Genomic DNA, 14,436 nt, shown 5'->3' with positions numbered 1-14,436 from the left:
CCGGCCGCGGTCAGGGCGCAGCCAGGTTGAGAAAGGCCCTGCGGCCGCGCATGTTCTCGATGCGCGTCAGTAGTGTACGGAAATCCCCATCGTTGTCCACCGGATTGAAATGGGCGGTATCCACGATCAGCACCGGGGCTTCGTCGTAGCGATGGAACAGTTCGCCGTAGGCATCCGTGAGCCGTTGCAGGTATGACTCGTCGATGCCGGTGGCCTCGCCGGGCGCGCCACGGCGGGCGATGCGCTCGCGCAGCAATGACGGCGTCGCCTGCAGCATGATCACGAGATCGGTGCGCTGCGGCGGTAGCTGCAGGCGTGCGGCAATCGCGTCATAGAGCGCGAGTTCGTCTTCGGGCAGCGTCAGGGAAGCGTACAGGCGGTCCCGGGCGAAGAGGAAATTGGCCACCATGCGCTGCGTGGCCAGCAGGGCGTTCTGCCATTGCTGGAGCTGGTCGGCGCGCTTGTTCAGGCAGGCCAGCTGCAGCGGCAAAGCGTAGCGGGCCGGTTCGCGGTAGAAGCGTTCCAGGAAGGGGTTGGCGCGGGCGCCATCGAGGAGCTCGGTCGCGTGCAGCGTGTGCGCGAGGCGTTGGGCCAGCGCGGTCTTGCCGGAGCCGACCGGACCTTCCACCACGATGCGACGCAGGTGTTCGAGCATATCGTTGACAGCGCGGGCGTGCGGCCCCGCGGCTCAGCCGCCGGTGCCGGCGTTGCCGGCTGCCAATGCCCGCAGGCACTTGCAGGAGGAAACCTTCTCGATGCGCTGGTCGCCGACACCGGCGAGGTAGTCGATCGCCGGGCCCATGCCGGGGATCACGAGATCCGGGGCCAGTTCGAGCAGCGGCACGAGCGTGAAGGCACGTACGGTGACACGCGGATGCGGCACGGTGAGCTGTTCGTCGTTGTGCTGCTCGTCACCGAACACCAGCAGGTCGAGGTCCAGCGTGCGCGGCGCGTTGCGGAACGGGCGTTCGCGGCCGAACTGGTCTTCGATGTGGTGGCAGATGCGCAGCAGCTGCGCGGCGGTGAACGAGGTCTGCACCTTGACCACCGCGTTGTAGTAGTCGTCGCCACCGGCATCGACGGGCGCGGTCCGGTACAGCGCGGACCGTGCCAGCACCGTGATGCCGACCTGCTGGGCCAGGCACACGATGGCGTCTTTCAGCGCCTGGCGGGCATCGCCCAGGTTGGCGCCGATGCCGATGAAGGCGAGTTTCATTGATGTTCCTCCGGCTGGTCGCGGCCGGCATGGACTTCCTGCCCCGCTTCCGTGTCGCTCCGGGAAGAAACTTTATCCGATTTCCGCGGACTGCGTCGGCGGCGCTTCTTGCGTGCCGGGGCGTCGCCCTCGGCCGCCGGACCACGCGGCGTGCGGGCGCCATCGATCAGGCCTTCGCGTTCGTCGGGGTCGGCATCCTGGAAGTCCTGCCACCAGCGCGACAGCTCCTCCGGCATTTCGCCGGACTGGCAGCGCAGGTGCAGGAAGTCGAAACCGGCACGGAAGCGCGGCGACTCCAGCAGGCGGAACGGCATGCGGCCCACGCGCTTCTCGAAGCGCGGCTGCATGCCCCAGATGTCGCGCATGTCGGTGACGAAGCGGCGCTGGATTGCCAACTGGCCGGTCTGCTTTTCCAGCACGGCATCCATGGCCGTGTTAAGCGCCGCGATCGGGTGCTCGCCGCGTGCGCGCTCGGCATTCCAGTGCTGCAGCACGTGGTGCCACAGCAGCGCGGCGAACAGGAAGCCCGGCGAGACCGGCTTGCCCGACTGCACGCGGCGGTCGGTGTTGTCCAGCGCCAGCTGCACGAAGCGCTGGCCCATGGGCTGCTCCAGCGCCACGTCCAGCAGCGGCAGCAGGCCCTGGTGCAGGCCGGCCTTGCGCAGTTCCTGCAGCGATGCCCAGGCGTGGCCGGACATCAGCAGCTTGAGCATCTCGTCAAACAGGCGCGCGCTGGGCACGTTGTGGATCAGCGTGGCCAGGCCTTCGATCGGCTCGCGCGTGGCCTCGTCGATGCCGAAGCCGGTCTTGGCCGCGAAACGCACCACGCGCAGCATGCGCACCGGGTCCTCGCGGTAGCGCGTGACCGGGTCGCCGATCATGCGCAGCGTGCGCGCGCGGATGTCTTCCATGCCGTGATGGTAGTCATGCACGGTCTGCGCGGCCGGGTCGTAGTACATCGCGTTGATGGTGAAGTCGCGGCGTTCCGCGTCTTCCGCCTGCGAGCCCCACACGTTGTCGCGCAGCACGCGGCCCGAGGCATCGATCGCGTGGGTCTTGCTGTCGAGTTCGGAGCGCTTGAGGCGCCGGCCTTCGGGCAGCGTTTCGCTGGCCACGGCATCGACCAGCGCGCGGAACGTGGAGACTTCGATGATTTCCTGCTCGCGCCCGCCATAGAACGTGACGTGGACGATCTGGAAACGCCGCCCGATGATGCGCGAGCGCCGGAACAGCGCCTGCACCTGCTCGGGCGTGGCATTGGTGGCGACGTCGAAATCCTTGGGCTTGATGCCCAGCAGCAGGTCGCGCACCGCGCCGCCGACGATAAACGCCTGGTAGCCGGCCTGTTGCAGCGTGGAGGTCACTTTCACGGCATTGCGCGACAGCAGGGTCGGGTCAATGCGGTGCTCTTCCACGGTGACGATGCGCGGCGTGTGGGCGCGGCCGATGCGGCGCTGCTTGGGGCCAGGATTGCCCAGCAGGCGGTTGATGAGCTTCTTGATCACGTCAGAACAGATCCATGATGCGCCAGCCTGCGGCGGCGGCATGCTCGCGCAGGCGATCGTCCGGGTTGGTGGCGATGGGCTCGCTGGCCTTTTCCAGCAGCGGCAGGTCGTTGGCCGAGTCGCTGTAGAAGTAGGTGGTGCCGAAGTCGTTCCAGTGCGCGCCCTGGCTCTTCAGCCAGGCGTCGACGCGGGTAATCTTGCCTTCGCGGAAACTCGGCACGCCGTCGACCTCGCCGGTGAACTGGCTTTCCGGCTTGCCGTCAACCGTTGCCGGTTCGGTGGCGATCAGGTGCTTGATGCCGAACGCCGCCACGATCGGCGCCGTGACGAAGCTGTTGGTGGCCGTGACCACGGCGCACAGGTCGCCGGCTTCCAGGTGCTTGTAGACCAGCGCGCGGGCCTGCGGCGTCATGACGGGGTCGATCACTTCATGCATGAAGCGCTGGCGCAGGGCGTCGAGCCGGTCACGCGGGTTGGCGGCCAGCGGCGCCAGCGCAAAGCGCAGGAAAGCCTGGATATCCAGGGTGCCGGCCTTGTAGTGGCCATAGAACTCGTCGTTCTTGCTGCGGTAGGATTCCTCTTCCACAACGCCCTGGCGCACCAGGAAGCGGCCCCATTCGTGGTCGCTGTCAGTGGGGATCAGGGTATGGTCGAGATCAAAGAGTGCCAGATTCATGGGGCGCGATTTTACCTTAAGGGAGGAGACCGGTCGGCAACGTGGCCCGCGAGACCGCTCCGGCCCGAACGAAGCAAGTGGCGATTATTCCCGGAACTCCGCGAACATTTCGCGAAGCAGGGGCAAGGTCACCGGGCGCTTGCGCTCCAGCGAGTACGTATCGAGCGCATCGAGCAGCGCCATCAGGCTGGGCATGTCGCGATAATGGCGGGTCACCAGCCAGTGGGTGATCTCCGGGGAAAGCTGCAGTCCGCGCTCGCGTGCCGCTTGCAGCACAGCTGACATCTTGTCTTCGTCCGACAACGGCTGCACCTGGTAGACCAGGCCCCAGCCCAGCCGGGTGCGCAGGTCTTCACGGACCGGCATGGCGCGCGGCGCCAGGCCCCCGGCCACGACCAGCGCGGTGCGCACGTGCGCGCGGACTTCGTTGTAGAGCGAAAACACCGCGATCTGGCGCGCTTCGTCGAGCAGGTCGACATCGTCCACCGTATAGAGCTGGCAGGACGGATCGAACAGGAAGTCCGACAGCGGGTGGTGCGGGCTCAGGTAGCGGCAGTTGATGCCGGTCTGCGGCGTGGCTTCGCACACGGCGTGCAGCAGGTGCGTGCGGCCGCAGCCCACTTCGCCCCACACGTAGACCAGCCGGTCCACGGCGCGCTCCTGCGCGACCGCATTGGGCAGGTCGCGCAGGCGCTGCACCGCCTCGCGGTTCGAAGCCACGACGAAATTGTCGAAGGTCGAAGGCGGGGGGCTGCCAAGCTCGAGCGAAAGTTGCTTGGGACGCGGGGACATGACGTATGGCTTGCTTGCTGGAAACAGCTCGCGCGGTGCGCTTGGAATCGGCTCAAGCCGACTATTGTCCGTCATTTTTCCCGTTGCTTCCGTTATTTCCGTTATTTCCGATAAAGGTCGCTGGCCAGGTACGCGCGGCGCAGCTGCCTGGCTCCGACCAGCAATACGGCGGAAGTCGGCAGCGCCAGCAGCACGCCGAAGAAGCCGAACAGCTGGCCGAAGGCAAGCAGGGCGAAGATCACCACCAGCGGGTGCAGCCCGATGCGCTCGCCGACCAGGCGCGGCGTCAGGTAGAAGCTTTCGATGAACTGGCCGATGCCATACACGACCGCGACCGCCGCCAGCCCGTACCAGTCGCCGAACTGCAGCAGCGCGGCCAGGATCGCCAGCACCAGGCCGACGCCGAAGCCGATATAGGGAATGAAGACCGCCAGGCCCGTGAACACGCCCACGGGCACGCCAACGTCAAAGCCGGCAACAGTCAGCCCGATCGAATAGATCGAGGCCAGGATCACCATCACGAGGATCTGGCCGCGCAGGTACTGCGACAGCAGCACGTCGGTCTCGCCGGTCAGTTCGCGCACCTTGGGCACCCAGCGGCGCGGCACCAGGCCTTCGATGCGCCGCATCACCATGTGCCAGTCCATCATCAGGTAGAACATGACGATGGGGACGATGAAAAGCAGGCCGGCCACTTCGATCAGGGCCGAGCCCGAGACCTTGGCATAGTTCAGGAACACCGCCAGCAAGTCTTCGGGGCTGGCCGAGAAACGGTCCGACAGCATGCTGCGCAGGCCCGGGAAATCAAAGCGCACGCGCACGCCGAAGTCGGCCAGGCGCGGCGCGACCACGGCGTTGAGCTTCTTCAGCAGCACCGGCAACTGTTCGCGGACCTGGGGGATTTCCCGCTGGAGCACGGCGATCAGCAGCAGCACCAGTACCACGCCGATCACCAGCAGCAGCAGGATCATCAGCGTCACCCCGATGGCGCGCGGTATGCGCCGGCGTTGGAGCCAATCGACGCCCGGGGTCAGGATATAGGCAAAGATGAACGACAGCAGGAATGGCGTCAGGATCGGCGCCAGCGCGACGATGGCCGCAAACAGGCCCGCGGCGACCACAATCCACAGCAGGACGCGCTTGGTCTCTTGGTTCAGCAGGGGAGCGTTCATCGGTGGGCGCATAGGATGGAATGGCGAAACTGGTAGCCGGGCGCCTGTATCCGTTAAAATCGCGATTCTACTGGACTCGCGCCCGCCCCCTGCTGCTGCCGGGGCCGCCGGAGCGGCGAATTCACCACTTTATCTCCTCTGACACAAGCAGGTTCCCATGAGCGCTTCCTCGACCGCTGGCCAGGCAGGCCTTTCCTACCGCGATGCCGGTGTTGACATCGATGCCGGCGATGCCCTGGTCGACCGCATCAAGCCGTTTGCCAAGCGGACCATGCGCGAAGGCGTGATGGCTGGCATCGGCGGTTTTGGCGCGTTGTTCGAACTGTCGAAGAAGTACCAGGAGCCCGTGCTGGTGTCGGGCACCGACGGCGTGGGCACCAAGCTCAAGCTGGCGTTCCAGCTGAACCGCCACGACACCGTGGGCCAGGATCTGGTCGCCATGAGCGTCAACGACATCCTGGTGCAGGGCGCCGAGCCGCTGTTCTTCCTCGATTACTTTGCGTGCGGCAAGCTCGACGTGGACACCGCCGCCACCGTGATCCAGGGCATCGCCCGTGGTTGCGAACTGTCGGGCTGCGCGCTGATCGGCGGCGAAACCGCCGAAATGCCGAGCATGTACCCGGACGGCGAATACGACCTGGCCGGCTTCGCGGTCGGCGCGGTGGAAAAGCGCAAGATCATCGACGGCACCACCATTGCCCCGGGCGACGTGGTGCTGGGCCTGGCTTCGTCGGGCGCGCACTCCAACGGCTATTCGCTGGTGCGCAAGATCATTGAAGTGGCCAAGCCGGATCTGAACGCCGACTTCCACGGCCAGCGCCTGCAGGACGCCATCATGGCGCCGACGCATATCTACGTGAAGCCGCTGCTGTCGCTGATCGAGACCCTGCCGGTCAAGGGCATGGCCCACATCACCGGCGGCGGCCTGACCGAAAACGTGCCGCGCGTGCTGCCGCAGAACACCACGGCCGTGCTCCACCGCGACGCCTGGACGCTGCCGCCGCTGTTCCAGTGGCTGCAGTCGCAGGGCCGCGTGGCGGACGACGAAATGCATCGCGTGTTCAACTGCGGTATCGGCATGGTGGTGATCGTCGCGAAGGAAGATGCCGAACGCGCGATCCGTCACCTGCAGGCTGCCGGCGAGGCCGTGTGGCAGATCGGCGAGATCCGCGAGCGCGCGGAAGGCCAGCCGCAGACCGTGGTGGTCTGACGACCGGCTTGTCCTGTGCCGGTTTTCCGGCATGGCGACGGTGAGATGGGAAAGGGCACATGCATCGCATGTGCCCTTTTTGATTTTGGGCTTGGGCCGGGCTGGACAGGACCGCCCGCAGCGCTATCCCTTCAGCCTGGTCAGCAGATTCATCAGCTTCATGGCCTTGCCCGCATACGGCGGCTGAAACAGCTTCTGCACCAGCGACACCGGCCCCTGATAAAACACCGGCCGCAGCTTGGAGAAGGTATTGAACCCCTCACGGCCGTGGTAGTGCCCCATCCCGCTCGGCCCGACGCCGCCAAATGGCAGGTCATGCTGCGCCACGTGCAGCAGCGCATCATTCACCGATACGCCACCGGACATCACGTGCGTGATGTAGTACCGCTGCAGCGCCTTGTCATGCGTGAACGGGTAGATCGCCAGCGGCCGGTCATGCGCGTTGATGTAGTCGGCCACTTCCTGGTGGTCGCGATAGGTGCGGATGGGCAGGATCGGCCCGAAGATCTCGCGTTGCGACACCAGCATGTCCTCGCGGGGATCGAGCACCAGGCAAGGCGCGAACTTGCGCGTCGCGGCGTCGCCGGTGGCCAGCTCGACGATCGTTGCGCCTTTTGCCCTCGCATCCTCGAGCGTCGCATGCAGGCGGTCATAGGCGCGCTGGTCGATGATGGCCGTGTAGTCGTTGCCGTTCAGGTCGGGGAAGCGCTCGGCAACCAGCCGCCTGGCATGCGCGACGAACGCGTCCACCGCGCCCTCGGGCAGGAAGACGTAGTCGACGTTGGTGCAGATCTGCCCGGCATTGAACAGCTTGACCCACAGGATACGTTCGGCGGCAGTCTGGATTGGAAAGTCCGGCGCCACGATGGCGGGGGCCTTGCCGCCCAGTTCCAGCGTGACCGGCGTGAGATTGCGCGCCGCATTGGCCATGACCGCGCGGCCCGTCGCGCCCGAGCCGGTGAACAGCAGGTGGTCGAAGGGCAGCGAGGAAAAGGCCGGCCCGCGCCCGCCGCCATCTTCGAAGAATCTCAGCTTGTCTTCGGGGAAGTAGCGCGGGCTGATGCGCGCCAGCAACTGCGCGAGGTGGCGCGAGTTTTCCGACATCTTGACCATGGCGCGGTTGCCCGCCGCGAAGATCGCGGCAAGCGGGCAGAACGCCAGGTTGAGCGGAAAATTCCACGGCACGATCACCCCGACCACGCCAAGCGGCTGCGGGATGACGCGGTTGCGCGCACCCGGGTACATCAGCATGTCGATATGGCGCCGTTGCGGCTTCATCCACTTGCGCAACTGCTTGCGGGTGTCGCGGATCGATTCGAGCGCGACGAAGAACTCCGCGAACAGGGTCTCGAATTCGGAGCGGCTGCCGTAGTCTCGTCCGATCGCTTCAACGATCTGCGCGCGGTTTTCCTTGAGCATGCGCGACAGCTTCGCCAGGTCGGCGACCCGTTGCGCATGGCCTGGCTCGGGGTCGGCGAGATAGGCCTGCCGCTGACGCGCAAAACAGGCCTGGAATTCTTCCGGCATCACCACGTGATCGGCTGGCAGGTCAATGGCACCCACGGGGTCTCCTGTTGTTTGGTTCCGGTTGAGGCGTGAAGTCGTCCTGATGCGCTGCCCGCGTCACGGTTTGCCAGCGGCCGTGGCGTCGGTCGCGGCGTCCTGGTCGCCGTAAGCCTGTCCGCCGAAGCGCAAGGCCGTATGCTGGCGCTGCGAATGGCGCAGGGGGTAGAACATCTGCGCGGCCCAGTGCTCGGCGCCGAAACGGCGATCATCCTCCAGCCCGACCTTCGCGGGGTACTGACGGGTGATGTGGGCCGTGCCGAAAAGCACATCCCAGAAGAACAGCAGGTTGCCGAAGTTGCCCTTGTAGTGGCCGATGCCGTCGGCATTGGTCAGCGCATGGTGGGCCCAGTGCGTGGCCGGCGTGGAGATGGTTCTTTCCACCACCCACATCAGCGGGCGCAGCACGCGGATGCGGTACAGCGGCTCGTCCCAGCGCCAGGCGCAGTGCGCGCCGAGGATCACCAGCATCTTGACCACGATGTACACGGCATAGACCTTGCCGAAGCCGAGGTACAGCAGCACGCCCGCACTCCACAGTCCAGGCATCATCAGGTAATAGAAGAAGTTATTCCGGTACGTGACGCGGATGCTCATGTACGACGCCGAGTGGTGCGCGCGATGCAGCGGCCACAACCACGGCGAATGGGAGGCACGATGCCACCAGTACTGCGTCATGTCGTCGGCGACCAGCAGGATCGCGGTCATGGCCCACCACGGCAGGTGGGACCACGCACCGCGCATGCCGGGCATAAAGGCGTTGCACAGCCAGTTGGCGCCGAGCAGCGCGAGCGGCTGTGTCACGGCGACCAGGCTGACGAACATCAGCACTTCGAGCTTGGTGTCGTTGGCGTCGGCGCGCACGCCTTGCTGGTAGCGCCGCGTGGCAAATTCCATGACGGCAAAGCCAAGGATGATACTGCCGATCAGCAGGTTCTGTAGCTGAAGGTTCATGCGGGTTGTCTCCGATCTCTTCGATGCTGGTTGTGCGGAAACTCTAGGTTGGCTCTTCCGATGCGTCCAATGCATAATGAACATCGTTCCAATGTGTGATACGCAATGAGGTTGCCCATGGATCTCCGCCGGCTCAGCCATGTGGTCGCGCTTGCCGATACGCTGCACTTCGCCCGCGCGGCGGAGCAGGTCCACCTGAGCCAGCCGGCGTTCAGCCGCAGCATCCAGGCCATCGAAAGTGATCTCGGCGTGCGGCTGTTCGAGCGCGAGGCCGGCGATATCCGGCTCACGCCGGCCGGGGAATTCGTGCTGGAACGTGCGCGTCGGCTGCTGTTCGAGGCACGCTGCATGCAGCGCGATGTCGAGCTTTACCGGGACACCCAGCTTGGAGACACGGCGTTCGGGGTCGGACCGTTTCCCGCCGCGACGCTGATGCCGCGCGTGCTGTCGGCGCTTCGGCGCGAGCATCCGCAGGTCGCGTTGCGGGTAGAGGAGAGCAACTGGGTGCTATTGCTCGAGCGCCTGCGCGCGGAGGATATCGAGTTTTTCGTTGCCGACGTGCGCGACCTGGCAGAGGATGCGTCGTTGGACGTGCGCGCGTTGCCGGCCCAGTCGGCGCGCTTCTTTGTCCGCGCGGGGCATCCGCTGGCCGGCAAGACATGCACGATCAGGGAGGCCTGGCAGTACGGCGTGGCCAGCGTCAAGGCGCCGCGCGTGGTAACAGCGGCGTTTGCCCGGGCGCTCGGCTTGCCGGCTGGCCAGGACGCCGTGCTGGCACTGGAGTGCGATAACTTCGCCGTGATCCGCGCGGTCACCTTGTCCACGGACATGGTGCTCGGCGCCACCGATACGTCGGTCCGGGCCGAGTTGGCCTCCGGCGAACTGGTCGCGCTCGATGTGGAGGGATTGCCGGCGCTGAACGCCGGCATGGGCATCGTGAGCCTGCGCAACCGGACCCCTTCACCGATGGCGGTAGAAGCGATCCGCTCCATCGAGCGGGTGGCCGCGGAGATCAGCGCACCGCTCGATAGCTTGCCGCAATAGGCCGGTTCAGTCCGGCGTGCCGAGGCGGGCCAGCGCGTCGCCGGTGACGCGGCAGATGCGCCAGTCCGGCATCACGTCAGCGCCCATCGCCTTGTAGAAGTCGATGGACGGCGTGTTCCAGTCGAGCACCGACCATTCGAAGCGGCCGCAGCCGCGCTCCGCCGCCAACGCCGCCAGGTGCCGGAGCAGCGCCTTGCCAAGGCCATGGCCGCGCCAGGCCGGTTCGACGAACAGGTCTTCGAGATACAACCCCGGTTTGGCCAGGAAGGTCGAGAAATTGTGGAAGAACAGCGCGAAGCCGACGGGGCGCGTGCCATCAGGTGTATGGGCTTCGACCAGCACGGCCTCGGCCTGCGGCTGCGTGCCAAATAACGCGTGTTCAAGCTTCTGCGGCGTGGCTTCGACCAGATGGGTCAGCTTTTCGTATTCGGCCAGTGCCGAGATCAGGCGGAACAGCGTGGCGCTGTCGGAGGGCGTGGCGGGGCGGATGGCAAAGGAAGCAGACGGCATGGTGCGGGGCATCGTCGGAACAGGCGACGATTATCGCCGCTGCGTCACATACCGGCCAGACGTGCGACTTGCGCGACGTAGTCCGGCGCGAGGCAATCGACGGACACGCGCTCCGGCGTGCTGCGCAGCCATGTGATTTGGCGCTTGCAGAGCTGGCGCGTGGCCGCGATGCCGCGTTCGCGCATGGTCGCGTAGTCGCTGTCGCCGTCGAGGTACTCCCAGACCTGCCGGTAGCCCACGCAGCGGATCGACGGCAGGCCGGGGTGGAGATCGCCGCGCCGGCGCAGGCGTTCGACTTCCTCGATCAGGCCGCCGGCCAGCATGGCGTCGTAGCGCGCGGCAATGCGCGCATGCAGCACGGCGCGGTCCGAGGGCTCCAGCGCGATCACGCGGTAGCGCTGGTCGGCCGCGCCGGTGAAGGTGCGGCCGTCAGCCTGCCGCGCCAGCAGTTCGGACATCGGTTGCCCGGACAGCCGGTGGATCTCCAGCGCGCGCTGGATGCGCTGGGCATCGTTGGGCGCGAGCCGCGCGGCCGTGACGGGATCGATTTTCGCCAGCATCGCGTGCAGCGCGGGCCAGCCGCGTGCGGCGGCCAGTGTGTCGAGTTCGGCGCGCACGGCCGGATCGGCCTGGGGCAGGTCGTTCAGGCCCTGCGTCAGCGCCTTGTAGTACAGCATGGTGCCGCCGACGATCAGCGGCTGGCGCCCGCGCGCGCGGATCTCGCCGATCAGCCGTTCAGCGTCGCTGACGAACTGCGCGGCGGAGTAGCTGTCGGCGGGATCGATGATGTCGATCAGGTGGTGCGGCACCGCGGCCAGCTCGTCGGGCGTGGGCTTGGCGGTGCCGATATCCATCTCGCGATAGACCAGCGCCGAATCCAGGCTGATGATCTCCACGGCTGCCTGCTGCGCCAGGGCCAGCGCGGCAGCGGTCTTGCCGGAGGCGGTCGGGCCGAGCAGGCAGACGATGGGCGGGTGTTCGGACGACGGCAAGGCGGACATCAGGACTCAGGAAGGGCAGGACGTGGTGCGGGAGGGCGGCCTTACTGGCCGCGCAGAAACAGCCGGTCCAGCTCGGCCACGCTGAGCTGGACCCAGGTCGGGCGGCCGTGGTTGCACTGGTCGGCACGCTCGGTCTGCTCCATCTGGCGCAGCAGCGCGTTCATCTCTTCGAGCGTGAGCTTGCGGTTGGCGCGCACCGCGCTGTGGCACGCCAGCGTGGCCAGCAGTTCATTGCGGCGCTCCGCCAGCACGCGCGAGCCGCCGTAGGCGTTCAGGTCGCGGAGCACGTCGCGCGCCAGCGCCTCGGCGTCGGCCTGCTGCAGCAAAGCCGGCACGGCGCGCACGGCGAGCGTGGTCGGCGATACCGGCGCGATGTCGAAACCGAGCAACGCCAGCGTTTCGCGATGTTCCTCGGCCGTGCCGATCTCCACCGGGTTTGCTGGCAGGGTCACGGGCAGCAACAGCGGTTGCACGGCGAGATCGCGCGCATCAAGCGCGTCCTTGATCTGTTCGTACAGGATGCGCTCGTGCGCCGCGTGCATGTCGACGAGCACCAGGCCGCGCGCATTCTGCGCGAGCACATAGACGCCATGCAGCTGGGCGATCGCGTAGCCGAGCGGGTGATCGTCGGTGTCCTGGGCGGCGTCATCCGCCATGGGCGGGAGTGGGCGGGCCACGGCGATGCCGTCGAGCAGGCCGGGCGGCTCATCGGCCCGCGCGGCCTGCGCATCGGCCAGCCATGCGGGAGGCTGGGACGACGGCATATAAGGCCGCGGCGCCGTGGCGTCACGCACCATGCCCAGATAGGCCTGTCGCGGCTGTGCGATGCCAAGTTCGGTCTGGCGCGCCGCCGAATAGTTGACCCACTGGCTGCCGCTGCCCGCTGCACCGTAGGGCGCGCGTGGCTCTTGCAGCCGGATGGCGCCCGCCGCGGGCACCGGCTCATCGTCCGTGCCGGTGTGCAGGCTGTCGCCATGCTCGCCGGCCTGGCGCGCCAGGCAGCGCTGCACGGCGTGATAGACGAACTGGTGCACGGCGCGTGATTCGCGGAAGCGCACCTCGATCTTCGACGGGTGGACGTTCACATCCACCATCTCGGGCGGCAGGTCCAGGCACAGCACGTAGGACGGGAAACGGTCGCCATGCAGCACGTCTTGGTAGGCGCTGCGCACCGCATGGTTGAGCAGCTTGTCGCGCACGAAGCGGCCGTTCACGAAGAAGTACTGCTGGTCCGGCCGCCCGCGCGAGGCCGTGGGCAATCCGGCGAAACCATAGAGATGGAGATCGCCGGCCGCTTCATCGAGCGGTAACCGGGCCCGGGCAAAATCGCTGCCGAGCACCTGCGCCGTGCGCGTGGCCACATCGCCGGCGTTCCAGTGTTCGAGCGGCTTGCCGTTGTGGTGGACCGAGATCGCCACGTCGGGACGGGCCAGCGCCGCGCGCCGGACCATTTCCAGGCAATGCCCGAGCTCGGTCTGTTCCGACTTGAGGAACTTTCGGCGCGCGGGAGTGTTGAAGTAGAGATGCTGGACGTCAACCGTTGTGCCGACGCCGCCAGATGCCGGCTGCAAGGCGCCGGTATCGGCACTGACCAGCGTGGCGTGCGGATCATTCGCGGTGCGGCTGGTCAGCGACAGCTGGGACACGGAAGCAATCGAGGCCAGGGCCTCGCCGCGGAAACCGAGGGTCAGCACGGCCTCGAGTTCATCGAGCGAAGCGATTTTGCTGGTGGCGTGACGCATCAGGGCCACGGGCAGTTCGGATGCGGGGATGCCGCAACCGTTGTCCGAGATGACGATGCGCCGCACGCCGCCTTCCTCGAGCCGGATGCCGAGCTGGCTCGAGCCGGCGTCGAGCGCGTTCTCGAGCAGTTCCTTCACCACGGAGGCCGGGCGTTCCACGACTTCACCCGCGGCGATCTGGCTGATGAGCTGGTCGGGCAGGGGGCGGATCGGGCGCGGCGGCTGCGCGGTTCGGGAGGCGGAGGCTGGCATGCGGCGATTATACGTGCCGTGCCACACGCGGGATGACCGCTTCGGGGGCGTCCAGTGACCGAAGCGTCGGGCGGCTCTTGTATGATGTCGCGCTTGTTGGATCAACCTACAACACAACGGGGAACGACTTGGATCTCGCTCTGCAGCTCATCGACATGCTGTTGCACGTCGACAAATACCTCGGCACGGTCATCCAGCAGTATGGCGTCTGGGTCTACGCCATCCTGTTCGCGATCGTATTTGCCGAAACCGGGCTGGTGGTGCTGCCATTCCTGCCGGGCGACTCGCTGCTGTTCATCGCGGGTGCGTTCTGCGCCACGGGTGCCATGAACGAATGGGCGCTGATCGGGCTGCTGCTGACGGCGGCGATCACGGGCAATACCGTGAACTACTGGGTCGGGAGCTGGATCGGTCCCAAGGTCTTCGATCACCAATGGCGCTTCCTCGACCAGAAGGCGCTGCGCCGCACGCACGATTTCTACGAGCGGCACGGCGGCAAGACGTTGGTGATGGCGCGCTTTGTCCCGATCGTGCGCACGTTCGCGCCGTTCGTGGCCGGGGTTTCGCAGATGACGTTCGGGCGCTTCCAGCTCTTCAATGTGATCGGCGCGCTGGCATGGGTGGCAGGGCTGGTGTTCGCGGGCTACTTCTTCGGCAACCTGCCGTTCATCAAGCAGTACCTGAACCTGATCGTGCTGGCCGGCATTGGCGCGGCCGTGGTCCCGCTGGTGCTGGGCGGGCTGTGGAAGCTCGTGCGCGGCAACAAGCGCAGCACGTCGAGCGTCGAGCGCTGAGCGCA

Annotated in this window: 14 protein-coding genes; 3 read left to right on the top strand and 11 right to left on the bottom strand. The window is 66.6% G+C overall.

Annotated elements, in window-relative coordinates; all coding sequences use genetic code 11:
- Positions 1-10 precede the first annotated feature (10 nt).
- From ACIGJB_RS13420 to ACIGJB_RS13395, 6 genes are all read right to left on the bottom strand, one after another.
- Complete coding sequence (locus tag ACIGJB_RS13420; protein ID WP_483730273.1) at positions 11-655, bottom strand: deoxynucleoside kinase; 645 nt, start codon at positions 653-655, stop codon at positions 11-13.
- 33 nt (positions 656-688) lie between these two features.
- Positions 689-1,216 (bottom strand): 2-amino-4-hydroxy-6-hydroxymethyldihydropteridine diphosphokinase, encoded by a 528-nt coding sequence (gene folK, locus ACIGJB_RS13415; RefSeq protein WP_483730272.1) that lies wholly within the window; start codon positions 1,214-1,216, stop codon positions 689-691.
- On the bottom strand, positions 1,213-2,721 hold the full coding sequence (pcnB, locus tag ACIGJB_RS13410) for a polynucleotide adenylyltransferase PcnB (protein ID WP_483730271.1): 1,509 nt from the start codon (positions 2,719-2,721) through the stop codon (positions 1,213-1,215). Before pcnB ends, folK begins: the two co-directional genes overlap by 4 nt.
- 1 nt (position 2,722) lies before the next feature.
- Positions 2,723-3,397: a histidinol-phosphatase gene (locus ACIGJB_RS13405; RefSeq protein WP_483730270.1), complete on the bottom strand. Its 675-nt coding sequence runs from the start codon at positions 3,395-3,397 to the stop codon at positions 2,723-2,725.
- Between the two features lie 84 nt (positions 3,398-3,481).
- On the bottom strand, positions 3,482-4,189 hold the full coding sequence (gene hda, locus ACIGJB_RS13400) for a DnaA regulatory inactivator Hda (protein WP_483730269.1): 708 nt from the start codon (positions 4,187-4,189) through the stop codon (positions 3,482-3,484).
- 101 nt (positions 4,190-4,290) lie between these two features.
- Positions 4,291-5,361, bottom strand: coding sequence for an AI-2E family transporter (locus ACIGJB_RS13395; RefSeq protein ID WP_483730268.1), 1,071 nt, complete (start codon positions 5,359-5,361; stop codon positions 4,291-4,293).
- Between the two features lie 157 nt (positions 5,362-5,518).
- Here ACIGJB_RS13395 and purM point away from each other — a divergent pair, with 157 nt between their 5' ends.
- Positions 5,519-6,571 carry a phosphoribosylformylglycinamidine cyclo-ligase gene (purM, locus tag ACIGJB_RS13390; protein ID WP_483730267.1) on the top strand — a complete coding sequence of 351 codons (1,053 nt, stop codon included), beginning with the start codon at positions 5,519-5,521 and terminating at the stop codon, positions 6,569-6,571.
- A gap of 123 nt (positions 6,572-6,694) precedes the next feature.
- Here purM and ACIGJB_RS13385 read toward each other — a convergent pair whose 3' ends face one another.
- Positions 6,695-8,134: a coniferyl aldehyde dehydrogenase gene (locus ACIGJB_RS13385; RefSeq protein WP_483730266.1), complete on the bottom strand. Its 1,440-nt coding sequence runs from the start codon at positions 8,132-8,134 to the stop codon at positions 6,695-6,697.
- Positions 8,135-8,194: 60 nt separating this feature from the next.
- The gene (locus ACIGJB_RS13380; protein ID WP_483730265.1) at positions 8,195-9,088 is read right to left on the bottom strand and encodes a sterol desaturase family protein; all 894 of its coding nucleotides are present in this window, start codon (positions 9,086-9,088) and stop codon (positions 8,195-8,197) included.
- Positions 9,089-9,205: 117 nt separating this feature from the next.
- Here ACIGJB_RS13380 and ACIGJB_RS13375 point away from each other — a divergent pair, with 117 nt between their 5' ends.
- A complete protein-coding gene (locus ACIGJB_RS13375) occupies positions 9,206-10,132 on the top strand; it encodes a LysR family transcriptional regulator (protein WP_483730264.1) in 927 nt (308 codons plus the stop codon).
- A gap of 6 nt (positions 10,133-10,138) precedes the next feature.
- On the opposite strand, the gene ACIGJB_RS13370 is transcribed toward ACIGJB_RS13375, so the two are convergent.
- The 3 genes from ACIGJB_RS13370 to mutL are packed head-to-tail and all read right to left on the bottom strand — an operon-like array spanning position 10,139 to position 13,637.
- Complete coding sequence (locus ACIGJB_RS13370) at positions 10,139-10,642, bottom strand: N-acetyltransferase family protein (RefSeq protein WP_483730263.1); 504 nt, start codon at positions 10,640-10,642, stop codon at positions 10,139-10,141.
- Positions 10,643-10,686: 44 nt separating this feature from the next.
- Positions 10,687-11,643, bottom strand: coding sequence for a tRNA (adenosine(37)-N6)-dimethylallyltransferase MiaA (miaA, locus tag ACIGJB_RS13365; RefSeq protein ID WP_483730262.1), 957 nt, complete (start codon positions 11,641-11,643; stop codon positions 10,687-10,689).
- A gap of 41 nt (positions 11,644-11,684) precedes the next feature.
- Positions 11,685-13,637 carry a DNA mismatch repair endonuclease MutL gene (mutL, locus tag ACIGJB_RS13360; protein ID WP_483730261.1) on the bottom strand — a complete coding sequence of 651 codons (1,953 nt, stop codon included), beginning with the start codon at positions 13,635-13,637 and terminating at the stop codon, positions 11,685-11,687.
- Positions 13,638-13,777: 140 nt separating this feature from the next.
- Between mutL and ACIGJB_RS13355 the strand changes: the two genes are divergently transcribed.
- Complete coding sequence (locus ACIGJB_RS13355) at positions 13,778-14,431, top strand: VTT domain-containing protein (RefSeq protein ID WP_483732324.1); 654 nt, start codon at positions 13,778-13,780, stop codon at positions 14,429-14,431.
- Positions 14,432-14,436 lie beyond the last annotated feature (5 nt).

It is taken from the genome of Cupriavidus sp. C2SS-8b, assembly GCF_057073745.1.
Note: the sequence above shows the minus strand (reverse complement) of the source record. Positions and strands in the feature narration are given on the sequence as shown.

Bases quoted from the DNA above. Each gene is read 5' to 3' on its own strand.
- ACIGJB_RS13420 (WP_483730273.1), bottom strand. From the start codon at position 655: ATGCTCGAACACCTGCGTCGCATCGTGGTGGAAGGTCCGGTCGGCTCC.
- folK (WP_483730272.1), bottom strand. From the start codon at position 1,216: ATGAAACTCGCCTTCATCGGCATCGGCGCCAACCTGGGCGATGCCCGC.
- ACIGJB_RS13405 (WP_483730270.1), bottom strand. From the start codon at position 3,397: ATGAATCTGGCACTCTTTGATCTCGACCATACCCTGATCCCCACTGAC.
- hda (WP_483730269.1), bottom strand. From the start codon at position 4,189: ATGTCCCCGCGTCCCAAGCAACTTTCGCTCGAGCTTGGCAGCCCCCCG.
- ACIGJB_RS13395 (WP_483730268.1), bottom strand. From the start codon at position 5,361: ATGAACGCTCCCCTGCTGAACCAAGAGACCAAGCGCGTCCTGCTGTGG.
- purM (WP_483730267.1), top strand. From the start codon at position 5,519: ATGAGCGCTTCCTCGACCGCTGGCCAGGCAGGCCTTTCCTACCGCGAT.
- ACIGJB_RS13380 (WP_483730265.1), bottom strand. From the start codon at position 9,088: ATGAACCTTCAGCTACAGAACCTGCTGATCGGCAGTATCATCCTTGGC.
- ACIGJB_RS13375 (WP_483730264.1), top strand. From the start codon at position 9,206: ATGGATCTCCGCCGGCTCAGCCATGTGGTCGCGCTTGCCGATACGCTG.
- ACIGJB_RS13370 (WP_483730263.1), bottom strand. From the start codon at position 10,642: ATGCCGTCTGCTTCCTTTGCCATCCGCCCCGCCACGCCCTCCGACAGC.
- miaA (WP_483730262.1), bottom strand. From the start codon at position 11,643: ATGTCCGCCTTGCCGTCGTCCGAACACCCGCCCATCGTCTGCCTGCTC.
- mutL (WP_483730261.1), bottom strand. From the start codon at position 13,637: ATGCCAGCCTCCGCCTCCCGAACCGCGCAGCCGCCGCGCCCGATCCGC.